This is a genomic window from Dolichospermum sp. LEGE 00246, assembly GCF_015207865.1.
Classification (GTDB): Bacteria; Cyanobacteriota; Cyanobacteriia; order Cyanobacteriales; family Nostocaceae; genus Dolichospermum; species Dolichospermum heterosporum.
On sequence record NZ_JADEWA010000015.1, the window covers coordinates 11,558 to 28,869 of the forward strand.

General features: G+C 41.0%; 10 protein-coding genes and 1 pseudogene. 5 read left to right on the forward strand and 6 right to left on the reverse strand.

Going from position 1 to position 17,312, the window contains the following annotated elements; genetic code table 11:
* Window positions 1–158: 158 nt before the first annotated feature.
* Both IQ228_RS02035 and purC read right to left on the reverse strand, forming a co-directional pair.
* Window positions 159–2,507 carry a BamA/TamA family outer membrane protein gene (locus IQ228_RS02035; RefSeq protein ID WP_193962059.1) on the reverse strand — a complete coding sequence of 783 codons (2,349 nt, stop codon included), beginning with the start codon at window positions 2,505–2,507 and terminating at the stop codon, window positions 159–161.
* Window positions 2,508–2,558: 51 nt separating this feature from the next.
* Entirely contained in the window at window positions 2,559–3,302 is a 744-nt protein-coding gene (gene purC / locus IQ228_RS02040; RefSeq protein WP_027404831.1) for a phosphoribosylaminoimidazolesuccinocarboxamide synthase, read from the reverse strand.
* Between the two features lie 200 nt (window positions 3,303–3,502).
* Here purC and metH point away from each other — a divergent pair, with 200 nt between their 5' ends.
* Both metH and IQ228_RS02050 read left to right on the forward strand, forming a co-directional pair.
* Entirely contained in the window at window positions 3,503–7,045 is a 3,543-nt protein-coding gene (metH, locus tag IQ228_RS02045; RefSeq protein ID WP_193962060.1) for a methionine synthase, read from the forward strand.
* A gap of 260 nt (window positions 7,046–7,305) precedes the next feature.
* Window positions 7,306–7,944 carry a transaldolase family protein gene (locus tag IQ228_RS02050; protein WP_027404834.1) on the forward strand — a complete coding sequence of 213 codons (639 nt, stop codon included), beginning with the start codon at window positions 7,306–7,308 and terminating at the stop codon, window positions 7,942–7,944.
* Window positions 7,945–8,919: 975 nt separating this feature from the next.
* Here IQ228_RS02050 and IQ228_RS02055 read toward each other — a convergent pair.
* Entirely contained in the window at window positions 8,920–9,633 is a 714-nt protein-coding gene (locus IQ228_RS02055) for a rubrerythrin family protein (RefSeq protein WP_193962061.1), read from the reverse strand.
* 163 nt (window positions 9,634–9,796) lie between these two features.
* On the opposite strand from IQ228_RS02055, the gene IQ228_RS02060 reads away from it, so the two are divergent.
* Window positions 9,797–11,182, forward strand: coding sequence for an aldehyde dehydrogenase (locus tag IQ228_RS02060; RefSeq protein ID WP_027404837.1), 1,386 nt, complete (start codon window positions 9,797–9,799; stop codon window positions 11,180–11,182).
* A 418-nt stretch (window positions 11,183–11,600) separates the two neighbouring features.
* On the opposite strand, the gene rpmF is transcribed toward IQ228_RS02060, so the two are convergent.
* Together rpmF and IQ228_RS02070 are read right to left on the reverse strand one after the other, a co-directional pair.
* Complete coding sequence (gene rpmF, locus IQ228_RS02065; RefSeq protein WP_027404838.1) at window positions 11,601–11,777, reverse strand: 50S ribosomal protein L32; 177 nt, start codon at window positions 11,775–11,777, stop codon at window positions 11,601–11,603.
* A 227-nt stretch (window positions 11,778–12,004) separates the two neighbouring features.
* Window positions 12,005–12,451: a hypothetical protein gene (locus IQ228_RS02070; RefSeq protein ID WP_193962062.1), complete on the reverse strand. Its 447-nt coding sequence runs from the start codon at window positions 12,449–12,451 to the stop codon at window positions 12,005–12,007.
* A gap of 287 nt (window positions 12,452–12,738) precedes the next feature.
* On the opposite strand from IQ228_RS02070, the gene IQ228_RS02075 reads away from it, so the two are divergent.
* Complete coding sequence (locus IQ228_RS02075; protein WP_193962064.1) at window positions 12,739–14,586, forward strand: caspase family protein; 1,848 nt, start codon at window positions 12,739–12,741, stop codon at window positions 14,584–14,586.
* 57 nt (window positions 14,587–14,643) lie between these two features.
* Here IQ228_RS02075 and IQ228_RS02080 read toward each other — a convergent pair whose 3' ends face one another.
* The gene (locus tag IQ228_RS02080) at window positions 14,644–15,021 is read right to left on the reverse strand and encodes a Mo-dependent nitrogenase C-terminal domain-containing protein (protein ID WP_027404841.1); all 378 of its coding nucleotides are present in this window, start codon (window positions 15,019–15,021) and stop codon (window positions 14,644–14,646) included.
* A 346-nt stretch (window positions 15,022–15,367) separates the two neighbouring features.
* On the opposite strand from IQ228_RS02080, the pseudogene IQ228_RS27290 reads away from it, so the two are divergent.
* A pseudogene (locus IQ228_RS27290) lies at window positions 15,368–15,659 on the forward strand (anion transporter); the annotation flags it as partial.
* Window positions 15,660–17,312 lie beyond the last annotated feature (1,653 nt).

Genomic DNA, 17,312 nt, shown 5'->3' on the forward strand with positions numbered 1-17,312 from the left:
AATCCCCATATTGTAGTTACTATTGCTTATTATTAAGGCACAGGAGTCAGAAGGTAGGGGCGCAGGGCCTGCGCCCAAAAAAGATTCAGAAGTCAAGAGTAAAATTCTTAGCCACCGACAACCGACAACTGACAACTGACAACCGACAACTGACCAATTTAAAATCTTTCTCCAATCCCAAAATTGATCCGACTATCACCTTCATCAGTGACACCATAATCTATACGAATTGGTCCAAGTGGAGATTGCACCCGCAAACCTACACCATAGCCATAGCCATTACCATTTTTCTTTAACAATTGTGCAGATTGGGTACTACTTCCCAAATCGCTACCATAATCAAAAAATAGTGCGCCACTGACCACAGAGAACACAGGGAAGCGATATTCAACCGCAGCTTGGATATACTTACTACCCGTACCTAATCTGCCTTCGTCATAACCCCGAACCGAGTTACTACCACCCAGAGTAAAGGCTTCATAGGGAGGCACATCCCCAAATATAGTTCCGCCTTGGAGGTTAAATGCTAAAGTTTGCGGTTTTTTGCTAAAGCTAATCAATTTAATTGGTAGATACTGACTATAGTTACCTCGTAACCTAGTCATAAAAATACTACCTGAACCTATAGGTACAGATTGATCAACTCCAAAGCTGAGGAAAGAACCTTTTGTGGGTTGTAAGGCATTATTGCGGAGATCCCTTTGTGCGCCCAGCTTGAATAGTAATAAATCATCTTCCCCAGAAGACGAGAGGGTGAGGGGAATTTTACCACTGATGATTTTACCATTATCATCAAATATTGCCCCTTCCTTCCTTAAATTGCCGTCAGCATCACGACCAGAAACCCGTTGATACTGTAGTCCCGCAGAAGCCAGCCACTCGGAATTTTTGAAAGGATTGGCAGAAAGGGGACGAGTAAAGGTAACACCACCACCTAACCGGGTAATCCGAGGGCGATCTTGTTGATTTGTATCCGTAATATTATCAGGATTAAAGGTTTCAATGTTATTATCTTTGCCTTCAAAAATCAGAGAAATAGAACGACGACGGAAAATATTGGCTGTATATGAAGTTCGATAAAGATCACCACCAATCCAAGGATCAGTAAAGCGGAGGTCAAATAGTAGTTCTCGTTCTCCTAACTGTACCTCTGTCCCTAATTTTTGGTTTCTTCCTCCCAAGTTTTGCTGCTGATAGCTGACAGTTCCAAATAAACCACTGGCAGAACTGATACCCGCCCCGGCAGCAATAGAACCGCTGGTACGTTCAGTGACATTGACTAGGACATTTACTTTGCTGGGGTCAGTACCAGGGGCAAGGGATATAGGTTCAGTATCTGGTGGTTCAAACAATCCTAATCCATATACCCGTGCTAAGTCTCTCTGCACTGTATTGCGATTGAATACCGTTCCTGGCTTTAATTCTAATTCTCGCGTCACAACATAATCCTTTGTCCGTCCCCGAATTGGGTTGCCTTTGTCGTCTACGTCCTCACCATCTTTGTTACGGAATCGGACTTTCACGCTTTCTACAACCCCTTCAGCGACTTGGAGGGTAACAACTCCATTGTCTGAGACTTTGGGTGCGCCAATTAAGTTGGCTAGTACATAACCTTGATCTTGATAGCGCTTAGTTAATTGCTTGATGCCTTCACTTAATTCCCGCAAGTTGAGAATTTTGCCATATTGATTACTAAATATTTCGTTGGCTGTCCCAGCAGGAAGGACAGAGGCTACAGCCGTGCCAGGATTTGCTTCTAACTCTACTTTAGAGAGGACGGGATTGGGAGTAACAATAAAACTGACTCGCACACCAAGAGGGGTATCTTCTGGAAATGCTTGGACGTTGGAGAAAAACCCAGTTCTAAAAATTGCACTAATATCTTCTTGGAGTTGGGAACGGGTTGTTGTTTGTCCAGCTTGGGTACGAATTACTTTATAAACTTCGGTTTCTAGTTCGGGGGTGATTTGTCCTGTTTCTGATTTAATTGCTACCTCTGACACCAGTACACGGGCTTCCGTTGCTTCTGGACTAGATTCAGCCGCAGGAGGTTGGGTCGGTTTTGCTGGGGTAGTTACTGTGGGTTGTGGTGTAACTTCAGATTCCGTCTTGATTGTTGAGGGAGTTGAGTTTTTTTGAGTAGGTGTAGCCGCAGGGGGTTGAGTAGTACCTGGTTGGGGGACTTGTGCGGTAATGGGAACTATTGTGGTTTTTGGCACAATAACAGATGCTTTGTTTACTGCTGCCGAATTGGCTGTGATCACTTTGACAATGGGCGAAAATTGGTTAGATTCTTTTTCTCCAACTAAGGCATGGGATGTCAGATTTTCACTAGCATCACTTTTAACAGGATGCTGCTTTTCTGGCTGGTTTGTTTCTGCTGTCAAAACTTCTGTGGTCTGTGGGTGACTATCAGTAGCTTGGGCGTTTGCTTTGACAGAAATTGCTAAAGGGACTGTAATGGCTACCATAGCCATTAATCCGGGTGTTAAATGTTTTTTAATCATATTTCTCTTCACTACCACACACCATTATTTGTTAATCACTGGAAAAATTACTTACTCGGTTTTATAACTTTCTACCACTTTTAATACTCTCTGTAAAACCTCCTGATAGGCATTTTCTACGTTTCCTAAGTCACGACGAAAACGGTCTTTATCCATAACTCGACGGTTAGTATCGGTTTCAGCTATGTCCCATAAACGACAGGTATCAGGACTAATTTCGTCAGCTAATAATACTTGCTGTTGGGAATCTACGCCAAATTCAAGTTTGAAGTCCACTAAGGTAATTTGACACTTTTCCCAAAACTGTTGCAGAAATTCGTTGATTTTCAAGGCAAGATGGCTAATTTGAGCAACTTGTTCCGGTGTGGCTAATTCTAGAAGAAATAGGCGATCGCTTGTCAGTAGAGGATCACCTAGACTATCATCTTTATAATAGAATTCCACCAAAGGCTGTGATAACACAGTTCCCAGTGCTAACCCAGTTTGCTGACACAGGCTACCAGCCGCAATATTTCTGACCACCACTTCTAAGGGGATAATTTTTACAGCCTTGACTCTCATCAAATTGGGGGCTGGACTATCAATAAAATGAGTTTTAATCCCCTGCATTGCCAATTGTTGGAATAGTTGACTAGAAATACTACAGTTAATCATGCCCTTGTTTTCAATGCTGCCTCGTTTTTGAGCATTAAAGGCTGTAGCATCATCTTTAAAATCAGCCAACAAAATCTCTGGATCATCTGTAGCGTAAAGAATTTTAGCTTTGCCTTCGTAAAGTTTAGAATTAACAGACATGGTAGTAGATACTGTTTTCGGTAATGGACTGCTGAAATCTGAAAGTTTCACTATTTTATCTTTGGTTAATCAATTGTGGTTCTTGAGTAAGATCACATCACTGGATAATACGCAACAATTGAAGCTAGACTACCTCAGTTTGTAAACGGATAATAAATTAAGTCTAGTATTACAAAAATAACTTTATTCTTTCACACCATATGACCCATCCTTTTCTCAAACACCTCTATAGTCCAGAACGTCCCGTTATCGTCTTTGACGGCGCAATGGGAACCAACCTGCAAACCCAAAACCTTACCGCTGAAGATTTTGGAGGCGCACAATATGAAGGTTGTAACGAGTATTTAGTTCACAGCAAACCCGAAGCCGTCGCCAAAGTTCACCGTGATTTCCTCGCCGCTGGCGCTGATGTCATTGAAACTGATACCTTTGGCTCTATGTCCATCGTTCTCGCCGAATACGACCTAGCAGACCAAGCTTACTATCTCACGAAAAAAGCCGCCGAACTTGCCAAAAGTGTAGCTGCGGAATTTTCCACTCCCGAAAAGCCCCGATTTGTAGCTGGTTCTATTGGTCCAACAACTAAACTCCCAACTTTGGGACATATTGACTTCGACACCATGAAAGCCTCTTTTGCGGAACAAGCAGAAGCCTTATTTGATGGTGGTGTGGATTTATTCCTTGTGGAAACCTGCCAAGACGTACTGCAAATTAAAGCCGCACTGAATGGAATTGAGGAAGTTTTTGCCAAAAAAGGGGAAAGACGAGCCTTAATGGTCTCTGTAACTATGGAAAGCATGGGAACAATGCTGGTAGGGACAGAAATCAACGCCGTAGTTACTATTCTCGAATCTTATCCCATTGATATTCTTGGCTTAAATTGTGCCACAGGTCCCGACTTGATGAAACCACACATCAAGTATTTATCAGAACATTCCCCATTCGTAGTTTCCTGTATTCCCAATGCGGGTTTACCGGAAAACGTTGGCGGTCAAGCACATTACAGACTTACGCCCATAGAATTACGCATGGCGTTAATGCACTTTATCGAAGATTTAGGTGTCCAAGTGATTGGGGGTTGCTGTGGGACACGACCAGCACATATTCAACAATTGGCGGAAATTGCTAAAGAGTTAAAACCAAAAGTTAGACAACCAAGTTTAGAACCAGCAGCCGCATCAATTTATACTACTCAACCTTACGAGCAAGAGAATTCTTTCTTGATTGTGGGTGAACGTCTCAACGCCAGTGGTTCTAAAAAATGCCGTGACTTACTCAACGCTGAAGACTGGGATGGTTTAGTCTCAATGGCACGGAATCAGGTGAAAGAAGGCGCACATATCCTGGATGTGAACGTTGATTATGTGGGACGTGACGGCGTGCGGGATATGCACGAGTTAGTTTCTCGTATCGTCAATAATGTGACATTACCATTAATGCTCGATTCCACCGAATGGGAAAAAATGGAAGCCGGGTTAAAGGTAGCTGGTGGTAAGTGTTTACTCAATTCTACCAACTACGAAGATGGCGAACCACGATTTTTGAAAGTCCTAGAATTGGCGAAAAAGTACGGTGCCGGTGTGATTATTGGCACAATTGATGAAGATGGTATGGCGCGGACAGCAGAGAAAAAATTTCAAATTGCCCAACGGGCTTACCGTCAAGCCGTAGAATATGGGATTGCGCCGACAGAAATATTCTTTGATACATTAGCCCTCCCTATTTCTACAGGGATTGAAGAAGATCGGGAAAATGGCAAAGCCACAATAGAATCCATTCGCCGCATTCGCCAAGAATTGCCGGGATGTCATGTCATGTTAGGTGTTTCCAATATCTCCTTTGGCTTAAATCCCGCCTCGCGCATGGTCTTAAACTCGATGTTTTTGCATGAAGCCATGCAGGCGGGCATGGATGCAGCAATTGTCAGCGCGAATAAAATTTTACCCCTGGCTAAAATCGAACCTCAACATCAAGAAGTTTGTCGGCAATTAATTTATGATGAACGCAAATTTGATGGTAATGTCTGCGTTTATGATCCCTTGGGAGAATTAACCACAATTTTTGCCGGAGTCAAAACCAAACGCAATACAGGAATTGATGCCAGTTTACCAATTGAAGAACGTTTGAAACGGCATATTATTGACGGTGAACGCATTGGTTTAGAAACCCAATTAACAAAAGCTTTAGAACAATATCCTCCCTTACAAATCATCAATACTTTCTTATTAGACGGAATGAAAGTTGTCGGTGAATTGTTCGGTTCTGGACAAATGCAATTACCTTTTGTCTTACAATCTGCCGAAACCATGAAAACTGCGGTTGCTTATTTAGAACCGTTTATGGAAAAGTCGGAATCTGGCAATAATGCCAAGGGAACTTTTGTGATTGCCACTGTCAAAGGTGATGTTCACGATATTGGTAAAAACCTTGTAGATATCATTTTATCTAATAATGGTTACAAGGTAATTAACCTGGGAATTAAGCAATCTGTAGAAAACATTATTCAAGCTTACGAACAGTATCAACCTGATTGTATTGCCATGAGTGGATTGTTAGTAAAATCTACCGCTTTCATGAAAGAGAATTTACAAACTTTTAATGAAAAGGGAATTACTGTGCCAGTAATTTTAGGTGGTGCAGCTTTAACTCCTAAATTTGTAAATCAAGATTGCCAAGGTACTTACAAGGGTAAGGTTGTCTATGGTAAAGATGCCTTTTCTGATTTACATTTCATGGATAAGTTAATGCCCGCAAAAACAGCAGGTAATTGGGATAATTTCCAGGGATTTTTGGATGAAGTTCCCGAAAATGGACATCAATCTGTTGAGGCAAAGGGCAGGCAAGATGCCCACTCCACAAAGGAGAATGCTGATATTAAAAAGGAGGTTGATACTCGGCGTTCTCAGGTTGTAGCTGTAGATATTGAACGTCCACAACCACCTTTTTGGGGAACGCAGTTTTTACAACCTGATGATATTTCTTTGGAGGAATTATTCTGGTATTTGGATTTGCAAGCTTTGGTCGCTGGACAATGGCAATTTCGTAAACCCAAGGAACAATCTAAGGAGGAATATCAGGGGTTTTTAGCCCAGCAGGTTTACCCAGTTTTAGAAGAATGGAAACAGCGAATTATTGAGGAGAATTTATTACATCCTCAAGTGATTTATGGCTATTTTCCTTGTCAATCTGAGGGGAATAGTTTATTGATTTATGAAACGAACCACAGAGGCGCAGAGGGCGCAGAGGTAAGAGCTAGTTTTGAGTTTCCGCGTCAGAGGTCTTTGAATAGGTTATGTATTGCGGATTTCTTTGCACCCAAAGAATCGGGAATTATTGATGTTTTCCCCATGCAAGCGGTGACTGTGGGGGAAATAGCAACGGAGTTTGCCCAAAAGCTATTTGCGAATAATCAATACACTGATTATCTGTATTTTCATGGTATGGCTGTCCAGGTTGCGGAAGCTTTGGCAGAATGGACTCACGCTAGAATCCGCCGGGAGCTAGGTTTTGGTGATTCTGAACCGGACAATATTCGGGATATGTTGGCGCAGCGTTATCAAGGTTCTCGGTATAGTTTCGGCTATCCAGCTTGTCCGAATATTCAAGATCAGTTTAAGCAGTTGGAGTTGTTGGGGGTTGATAGGATGAAGATGCACATGGATGAAAGTGAGCAATTGTATCCTGAACAGTCGACAACGGCGATTATTACCTATCACCCTGCGGCTAAGTATTTCACGGCTTAATCTATCCCTCAGAATACAATTCTGGGACTAAGTAGTGAGACAGAATTAATTACACAATGTTATTGCGTAAGCGTTGCGTGGCGTTAGCCATAGGGAACTAAGTGAAATGAAGCAATCGCCAGGGTTGTGATTGCTTCCCTTCCCTCGCAATGACTGTAAATATTTTTGTCCAATTACTTATGTCCGTTGGGCAATAGCAGATTAGAAAACATTGTTGAGGTGCTGTAAAGTAATCCAGGTAGGCATTTATCAGGATGATCATGGCGCTTTATTTAGATTCAGCTATTGCCGCAGAAGCCGAAATTGTTAAACATTGGGGTTGGGTGAAAGGTATTACCACCAACCCCACATTATTAGCGCAAGCTAACACCCCACCAGCAACCACCCTCAAAACCTTAGTTTCCTTAACTTCCGGTCCTGTATACTACCAACTCCTGGCTTCAGATCAGGAGAAAATGATCGCCGAAGGGAGAAAAGCCTTTGAAATTATTGGTTCTCAAACCATCTTGAAAATTCCCGCTACACCGCTAGGATTTGAGGTGGTAGCTACCCTTTCTTCGGAAATTACCTGTTCCGTCACTGGTATTTACAGCCCCGCACAAGCCGCTGTAGCCAGGGAAGCGGGGGCAAAAATTGCGATCGCCTATGTGAATCGGGCAGAACGCTTGCTAGGAGACGGTATTGCCTTAGTCCGCGATATGTCCAGTATCCTCAAAGGCAGTGATGTGGAAATTTTAGCAGCTAGTATCAAGTCACCAGCGGAAGCAGCCGCATCTCTCCAAGCCGGTGCAAATCATCTCACCCTACCCTTAACAATGTTGCAAGCGATCGCTACCCATGAATTTTCCCATCAAACCGTGATTGATTTTGCGGCTGGAGGAATTGGTTTAACAGTTTAACTTGATCTCACCTCAATCCTATATAGATAAGACTGTTAGTGAATCAATGCAGGGTTTCACCCCTCATCCTGAAACCCTGCATTTTGCATAATTAGAATACTTAAAAATCGGGTTTATAGTCATAGATACAATGCCTTTAAAGCCGGTGAAATCAAGCTATGTCAAGGATGATGGGTGTGACCCCCTATTAATTATTCTCGAAAAATGCAGGTTAAAAACTGTTGGAGATGAACAAATAAAAAAAATAAAAATAAATGCCAAATTGGCAACCACGATGAAATTATCCAGGCTAAATTATATTAGACAAGCAAAAAACAAGAGGGTTGTTAAAAAGCTGAATCAATTAACAAAAGACTCTTGTAGAGGTTGTCTAAAAAATAAATAGAATTAGTATTTGCTGCATAGGAATACCTGCTAAGTATAGACGTTATCGTTAACCTGCAAATTACCCCCCTAATTAGCGGTTATCGTCTATATGAATAAAGTTCCTAATCGCTTCAGCAGCAAATGGTAGAGTGGGAGAGAAAGGCGCTTGGTAATGCCTCCTCCCACTCTCTTTTTTTTGGGTACTTTTTACCGATTTCTTAAGAATTAAGTAGGTTGGCGTTGAAAATTGTCGTTATAAGTAATTGGACAAAAATATTTACAGTCATTGCGAGCGAAGGGAAGCAATCACAACCCTTGGAATTGCTTCATTTCACTTAGGAACTTCCAATTAAAAAAATACCCAAAAATTTCTTGTGCTGCGGGACGAATTGCCCGCTAATCATCAAGGACGGGCAGGATGCCCATCCCACAAAATTGGGTAATTTATTTTTTGGTGTTCCCTAAATTCACGCCAGACAACAAGCCAGTTTTACCCCTGATTTCTGGCATACAGTACCCACTAGATAACTCCCTCTTCTATATTTTATACATTACTAGAGAAGAGGGAGCATCAATAGATGATGGGGAATTTACTTAGATTGATTTTTGTTAAGCGGCAACTTTTTCCTCAAGGGGTTTAAAAGTTTTCTTGGTTGCACCGCAAATAGGACAATGCCAATCTTCAGGAATATCTGCAAATGCTGTACCTGGTAAAATTCCTGAATCTGGATCACCTGTTACAGGATCATAAATCATGCTGCATTGTCTACAGATCCATTTTTGAGTTTGCGGATTTTCACTAGCAACTCTAGTTACAGCGTCTCCACCGTTCAAGACTTCTAAGGCTTCAGTATAGCGATCTGCGTGATAATTTTCAATGAATTTAAGCAACCCAAATCGGTGGGCGGCAGCACGAAATGTGTTAGCGTGATCACTAGATTCTTGAGCTTGTTGGAGAAATTCTGTTGCTGCGGGATGATCTCGATCATGTTCAGCCGCAGCAGCGAATTCAGGATACATGGTTGTGTATTCATAGGTTTCACCTGCGATCGCTAAACATAAACAACGAGAGATGATTTCCCGTTTTTGTTCATCAGTTAAAGTTGTTGCATCTTGAACAACAAGTTCTGGATGTAATAATTCAAAATGTGCAAAAGCGTGTTCGGTTTCTTGATCTGCTGTTTCCTTAAAGAGTTTTGCTAAATCGGAAAACCCTAGTTTACGTGCAACGGCTGCAAAAAATAGGTATTTACGATTAGCCATTGATTCCCCACCAAAGGCTGATTCTAAATTTTGTAGTGTAGTAAAGTTGGATAAATCCATAATTTGCGAATCTCGATGAGAGGTTGTTGCCTAATATTAAAACACATTCGTAAGAATTCAGAAGTTCATAACGAAGCATGAAGGATGAAGAACATTTTTCTTCTATCTTCCCCGGTCTCTGTTGCCTGAATCCTTACACACATTCTTTAAGATTTAATTAACAATGATTACTAACGAATTACCAAAACACGCTGAGATTATTGCTAAACAACGGCAGTTTTTCCAAAGTAGTAAAACGAAAGATGTTACTTTTCGGATTGCCCAACTCAAAGTCCTTAAACAGTTAGTAATTGAGAATAAAGCAGCAATTATTCAGGCATTAAAAGCTGATTTAAATAAACCAGAATTTGAGAGTTATGCTACGGAAATCGGTGTTAATAAAGAAATTGATTATGCCATCAAACATATCAATACTTGGACAAAACCCAAAAAAGCAGCCGTTCCTTTAGATTTATTTCCATACTCGGCTAAAATATGTCCAGAACCCTTAGGAGTAGTTTTAATTATTGGACCTTGGAATTATCCATTTCAGTTAATTATCTCACCTTTGGTTGGGGCGATCGCTGCGGGAAATTGTACTATTATTAAACCTTCAGAACTCGCACCGCGGACTTCGGATTTAATTACAAAACTTATTCATAAATACTTTTCTCCAGAATATATTACAGTTGTCCCTGGTGCAGTGGAAACGAGTCAAAAGTTACTAGCAGAAAAATTTGATCACATCTTTTTTACTGGTGGTACAGCCATTGGTAAAATAGTTATGGAAGCTGCTGCCAAACATCTCACTCCGGTAACTTTGGAATTGGGTGGAAAAAGTCCTTGCATCATTGATACGGACATTAATCTAGAACATACCGTCAAACGCATTATTTGGGGTAAATTTATTAATGCTGGACAAACTTGTATTGCCCCGGATTATTTGTTGGTAGATACGAAAATTAAACCAAATTTAGTCAATGCTTTGCAGAAATGTCTGCAAGAATTTTATGGGGAAAATCCAGCTAACAGTGCCGATTATGCCAGAATTATTCATCAAAAACATTTTGACAGATTAGCAAATTTACTCAAGTGTGGTGAAGTGATTATGGGGGGAGAAACTAAACCTGAAGAACTTTATATTGCCCCCACGCTTCTGGAAAATGTTTCTTTAACAGATCCGGTAATGCAAGAGGAGATTTTTGGACCGATTTTACCAATTATTGAATATACAGATATCAATGAAGCTATTACTTTAATTAACTCTAGACCAAAACCCCTGGCTTTATATTTATTTTCCCAAAACAAAAACCTGCAAAAACGGATTTTACAGGAAACATCATCTGGGGGAGTATGTATTAATGACACAGTAATGCAGGTTGCTGTTTCTTCTTTACCATTTGGGGGTGTGGGTGATAGTGGGATGGGTAGCTATCACGGTAAAGCTGGTTTTGATACCTTTTCCCATTACAAAAGTGTCTTACAAAACTCATTTCCTTTGGATATAAATTGGCGATACGCACCCTATCTAGGTAAATTATCGCTGTTGAAAAAAATTATTGGTATTTAATAAAAATTCAGTAGGGGCGCAGGGCCTGCGCCCAGTCACTCATACGCCCAGGAGTCAGTCGAACGGCTTAATTATTTGATCCTCCATGTAGGGATCTAGCACTGCTCATTGGTGTCAACTTAAGCTCAAATCCCTACCACATCTATTTCCTAGTCTCTGACTAGGAATGCAGTTGATGAGGCTCTGCCTCTAATATCATTGAAGGCAGAGCCTTCTAGAATTCATTCCCAGTCAGAGACTGGGAATGAGATGACTTGAGTTCTTTGCGGGATAGAGGTTTTACGTTAAGTTGACACCATTAAGCACTGCTAAACCCTTACGCATTGGGGTTTTCAGTAATCTTTTAAAAATTCAAATCTCAGCCGTCACGAGTATAAATTTATTCTAACTCCTGAATTGGAGACTACTGAATTTTTCTCTAAGATTCTTCTGTTTCTTCTGCCTCAATTGCTGGATAGACGAAGTTAGAACGACCACTTAAAATGGATTTACCAAGGGAGATAGCTTTTTGCGCTTCAACAGCAGCTTTGTGTCTCCAGGTGGCGCGGCGTTTATCTCGTTTAGATTTTGATGTTTTCTTCTTAGGAACAGCCATGACAGCGGTATATCGTGATTCTTGACAACCTTCCTATTGTAAGCGATTAATTGACTTTTGACCGGGAATTTTGGATTTTAGAGTTTAGATTAAACAAGTTGGCATGGGTTCCCGTTCCTTGAGAACGGAAAAGTCTTAAATCCCAAATCCCAAATTTTCCAACTCTACACGTGGAGTCAATCCAAAATCGAGTGACTTGGGCAAAAGCGGTACGGGAGTATGTCACTCTACTGATCAATTAACAGTAATAAGCGGGCTGTTTTAAAATAAGTTGTCCAATTTTGGGGATCTGGCAGTTTTTGCCATTGAGGGCGACTGACTTCTAATGATAAGATTGGTGCGATCGCTCCCCGATTTTGTGCTGAAATAATAACAGATACTTCTGTCACCAAAATATCTTGGTCAAAGCTCCGTTGAGTTGCGGCTCTAGCCGTAGATTCTGCCCTTCGTAGCACGGTTTCGTAGCTTTCCTCTGGTAAACGGTCTATCAGCAAATCTACTCTAGCTGTGTAAGCTTGGACAGTCTGCGGAGCGATCGCTTCTGTCGTTAACCATAAAGGAACTGCTAATAACAGCCAGACTCCACTATGAATAATCTGGATTTTTTTGCCAACTTGGCTAATAATTGAAAAGGGGATCACTGAAAATGATTGTATTGCATCAATCCTGAACATAATCTTCTATCTCCTAAATGACAGGTCATGGAAATCGAGTGCGAGTATTTTACGATTATTTATGTTGTATCCACCTAATTTCAGCAATAGGTGAAAATTCATTAAACTATAGCAACGGACAAGGTGCAAAAGGACATTAATTGGCAATGAACCGCTGTCTACAAGAGGGTTTTACTCGGTGACTCGGTGACTCCTGCTATATAAGAAATAAGTTAGCTTTGTGCTTAACACTCCGTGCTAACGGCAATTTTCAGCAAACAACAAACAAACAACTGACTCATAGCGGGATGGTAAATTACTGGGCGATCGCCATCGGCATTGATCAATATCAATTCTTTCAACCTCTCAGTTGCGCTCAAGCCGATGCTGAGGCAATTAAGGATTTTTTGGTAACACAAGCAGGTTTTCTCCCCGAAAAATGCCTGTTAATGACAAATACCTCGCCCCCCATAGGAGAACAATCCTCCTATCCGACAAAAGAAAATATCCTCTTGCTGCTAGAAGAATTAGCAGCCACACTTTGGCAGCCAGGGGACTACCTATGGTTGTTCTTTAGCGGCTATGGGGTTAACCACAAAGAACAAGATTATTTAATGCCAGTCGCCGGCAATCCCGATCAAGTTCCCGAAACTGGTATAGAAGTGCGATCGCTCATGCAGAGTCTACAAGTTAGCGGACTCAATATCTTACTCATCTTGGATATTAACCGCGCTTTTGGGACTCAAGCAGATGCCCCCGTAGGACAAGAAATTATCGAATTAGCCCAAGAACTACAAATGGGCGCAATTATTTCCTGTCAACCCGAGGAATTTGCCCATGAAAGCACGGAATTAGGTCATGGTTTTTTCACAGCAGCATTATTAGAAGCTTTAGGTTCTGGACAAGGATACAACTTTGCTGATTTAGCTGCCTATGTAAGTTATCTTACCCCCAAACTTTGTCAACACCACTGGCGACCAGTCCAAAACCCCATGACTGTCATTCCCTCTCCAGAGCCAGCTATTTTACCCACGTTGACACTAGATGAAAACTCAGAAGCACTAATTTTCCCAGCCGAAAGTTTTGCTATCACCCGCACCGCACCCCCCATAGAAAATAGCACCTTTAGCAGCATAAACAGGGCTTGGTGGACAGAAAACGCCTCAGTCGAAACCACTTTAAGCCCCACAACAACCGAGGCAAATTTAGTCCCCCCACTCATATCAAAGTCACTTGTTAGCAACAATCACACCTTAACAACTTCCCCAGAATCCCCGCCCAGTGGCAGATTTATTCCCGCTCTTACCACTGCCAATACCTATACTTCCCTGCGATCTGAACCACCAATTTGGCAACAATTTATCATCTGGGGTGGTGGTACTATGGTGATAGTAGGGCTAATCGCTACATTTTTACTCCGTAATCACGAGAGTTTTCGGTTTAAAAATTTCTCAAAAACAGTATCTAGTAATCAGACTAGCAAACTGCAATTTCCCCAAATATTTAAAACTTCTCAAAATCCTAGTAAGGCCCAAATTAGTGCCAATACAGACTCTAAAAAACGCAATCAAGCGATTTTAGAGCTAGAAAAAATGTTGCTTGTCCCCACACAACCGAATCATTTAAGCATTGCGATCGCTAAAGCCCAGAGAATTCCCCCGGATGCACCACTATACGCCAAATCCCAGGAAAATATTCAGGTCTGGTGCCAAATGATTTTGGCATTAGCACAGGCACAAGCTCAACAAAAAAAATATCCAGCCGCCATCACAATTGCCAAGTTAATCACCACAAAAGATCCGCTTTATTCCCAATCTCAAACAGTCATTCAAAAATGGCAACTAGAAGCCAAGCAATACGTAAGTAATAAAACTCTCTTAGATGCAGCTAAAAATTTAATTATTCCTGAACAAGCATCAACCTATAATCGCGCCATCGAAGTTGCTAAAAAAATCCAAAAAGGACAACCTGGATTTGAAATTGCCCAAACATTAATTAATGAATGGAGTGAGAAAATTTTAGATTTAGCCAAAATCCGTGCCACTCAAGGAGATTTTCAAGCTGCTGTCGCCACCGCCGCATTAGTTCCACAAGTAACAATTGCCTACGAAGATGCTCAGGATGCTATCCAAAAGTGGCAACAGCAAAAGAATTAGTCAGTTGTCATTGGTCATTGGTCATTGGTCAAACTATTACCCATTACCCATTACCCATTAGCAATACTGAGAAATGTCTTCGCCACAGGTATCAGCTAGATAGCACATTGCTTTAAATCGCAAACCTACTACTTCTTCGTATAAAGGATTAAGTTTACACATTGGCGGAATATGAAACAGTGTTTTACCAAATACTTTGACATCACGCTCAAATGGACACTGAGCCGGAATGTATTTACAGAGACGATGAGCTAATAGGCGATCGCGCACCTGAATATTATCCAACCAATTACGCAAAGGACGTAAAAAGTCCCAAGCCGGCTGGGCTGCAACATGGTGTAACGGAGTCATATTAGCTTCACTAGCGTCTACTGGATGTAGAGAAATCCAACTTGCTAGAAAAATGTTTTTGTTAGTATTTTTAGATACATTCATGGTAATTCCTCTTTTGTTGTGAGGGTATTCACCTCATTGATGAATATGTAATATGACAAGAACCTAAACCGAAAAACAGGATTATTACAGAAATTCTGTAAAAAGTCTAATTAACTGCTTCCTATGGTTGAATTTATTATGTTAATAAGTCACTCTGACCATAATTTCCCAAAAAGCAATACTGCGTTCATTCAATTTCATTAGCAACTTGGCACAGTTAAAATTTTAGTGAAGACATCTGCCTTTGGGTGTGATTTCTGTTAACTGCAACAAAACTTATTATAGCAATAATTATCAATAAATAGGATCAGGAAAAATACTCTCAAACAGCAAACTTTAGACAGTAATTTTTGCTAAATTTGCCATTTACAGCGCATTATCTTTAACCTAACCAGGTTTAGCTCTCAGTTACATCCCGTACCTATGGATAAACCGTACCACTATTGCCTTAGTCGGCGCTGCTGTGTTGATAGCTTTGGGTGTCCTGAATTTGCAGGAAGCGTGGTATTCCATAGATGCCAACATCATCGTATTTTTGTATTGTATTTTTGTTAAGCATGATGGTGATTAACGCCAACCTATCCTATGTCGGCTTTCTCCACAAAGCACCGACATCACTACTGAGATGTAACCGTAGTCATAAGAATACCCGGTAAGTGGGAAACTCAGTGGCTTTAGCCCTGAGAGGGAAACGGCACGAGCGGTTTTAACCGCCTTGAATATTTTTTCATTACCGCCTTGGAGTTAAGAAATTCGGGGTACCTTTGTGATGTACTCTCAACGGGACAATTACCGATTCAAAATTCCCAACTCTGTACGCATAATGTTTTGCACGCGATGTGCCTCCCATTTCTGGGGTAATGTTAGCTAGATGCCTCCGGCACGCTGCGCGAACGACCAGTTATAAGAGCTTTTTAGACTTGCAACACTGTTTCAGTGACCTTAAAACTGTTTAATTGCAAATGACAGAGCGGGGAACTAGCTATGCCTGACGGCACGCTGGCGCGAACGCATTCGGTGGGTGTCGTGACTCAAATAACGGCTACGATGAGAGTAAACTCAGGGTGGTCTGGTCAGCACGGCTTGCTTGATTACTCTTGCAAGCCCAGTCCCTTTAGGGCTGGGTTACTGACCTAAGCTTATTGATAGTTATCACTTTCGGCTCTGGTACCTTCTTTGCTTTCTCAATGACACCATATACCTAACTTTTACACCCCTCACTTTAAGTCTAACTCTATCTTTAGGCTTAAATCCCATTCCCTAGAACTTTTGCGTATTCTTGCTACAGAGACAGTAAATTAAAGAATAACACTTTTATAATTACTTACTGAGTAGGTGAACACAATAAAACCAAACTGTGTAAAGAAACGTAAAATCGCCCAAACCCTCTTCACTCTTGCCTCTTGCCTGGTTACTGAGCGAAGTCGAAGTATTGTCTTTTGCCTTGCCATAACGACAATTTTCAACGCCAACCTACTTAGTATCTAAACTCCAGTCAATATCGGTACTTTGATATCTATCTTTAGATGGATTGACATTGATCTTAGTTTTTGCGTGCTTCAACTTTATACCATTTTAAAGAATTTTTTCTGAAATTGGCTGTTTTTGCTGTTGCTTTTATTTGGGAATGTGATTATTATTCAAAAACGAATCATACTTCTTTAGGGGATGTTTAAAAAGTTTAGTTATTTTTTTACATAAGCCTACAACCCAGTTATGCTATCACTTCCAAAATTGTTATTAACGAAATTTACTTAACTTCGTTAAATTCGCACATACTGAATTACTGATCTGATAAGATAAGTAGTGAGACAGAATTAATTACACAATGTCATTGCGTAAGCATTGCCTGGCGTTAGCCATATGGAACGAAGTGAAATGAAGTGAAATGAAGCAATCGCCAGGGTTGTGATTGCTTCCCTCCCCTCGCAATGACTGTAAATATTTTTGTCCAATTACTTATAACTTGGAAACAACGAAACAACGTTATCCCATTGGAGAATGTTTTAAAAGTTTTATTCCGTAATTTTCATCATATTTTTACCCCCCTTTCCCCTTATGAAGGGGGAAAAAAGAAAAACCAGTTCCCTCCCCTTCACAAGGGGAGGGTTAGGGAGGGGTAGAACATTTGATACAGCAATCATGACTTTTCAAACACCCTCTTAGGATCGTGGATTAAATAAGGTGTAATACTGCCAATGATAGCTATACACTAGAGGGGTAGATGGATGAACTGATAGATGATGCAAACTTACCCTGGTGAGATTGAGGTACAAATGCAACGATACTAT

What these genes read in the sequence shown, in the direction of transcription:
- IQ228_RS02055 (WP_193962061.1), bottom strand. Translation starts at nt 9,633, where the DNA reads ATGGATTTATCCAACTTTACTACACTACAAAATTTAGAATCAGCCTTT.
- IQ228_RS02050 (WP_027404834.1), top strand. Translation starts at nt 7,306, where the DNA reads ATGGCGCTTTATTTAGATTCAGCTATTGCCGCAGAAGCCGAAATTGTT.
- metH (WP_193962060.1), top strand. Translation starts at nt 3,503, where the DNA reads ATGACCCATCCTTTTCTCAAACACCTCTATAGTCCAGAACGTCCCGTT.
- IQ228_RS02035 (WP_193962059.1), bottom strand. Translation starts at nt 2,507, where the DNA reads ATGATTAAAAAACATTTAACACCCGGATTAATGGCTATGGTAGCCATT.
- IQ228_RS02070 (WP_193962062.1), bottom strand. Translation starts at nt 12,451, where the DNA reads ATGTTCAGGATTGATGCAATACAATCATTTTCAGTGATCCCCTTTTCA.
- IQ228_RS02080 (WP_027404841.1), bottom strand. Translation starts at nt 15,021, where the DNA reads ATGAATGTATCTAAAAATACTAACAAAAACATTTTTCTAGCAAGTTGG.
- IQ228_RS02060 (WP_027404837.1), top strand. Translation starts at nt 9,797, where the DNA reads ATGATTACTAACGAATTACCAAAACACGCTGAGATTATTGCTAAACAA.
- rpmF (WP_027404838.1), bottom strand. Translation starts at nt 11,777, where the DNA reads ATGGCTGTTCCTAAGAAGAAAACATCAAAATCTAAACGAGATAAACGC.
- IQ228_RS02075 (WP_193962064.1), top strand. Translation starts at nt 12,739, where the DNA reads ATGGTAAATTACTGGGCGATCGCCATCGGCATTGATCAATATCAATTC.
- purC (WP_027404831.1), bottom strand. Translation starts at nt 3,302, where the DNA reads ATGTCTGTTAATTCTAAACTTTACGAAGGCAAAGCTAAAATTCTTTAC.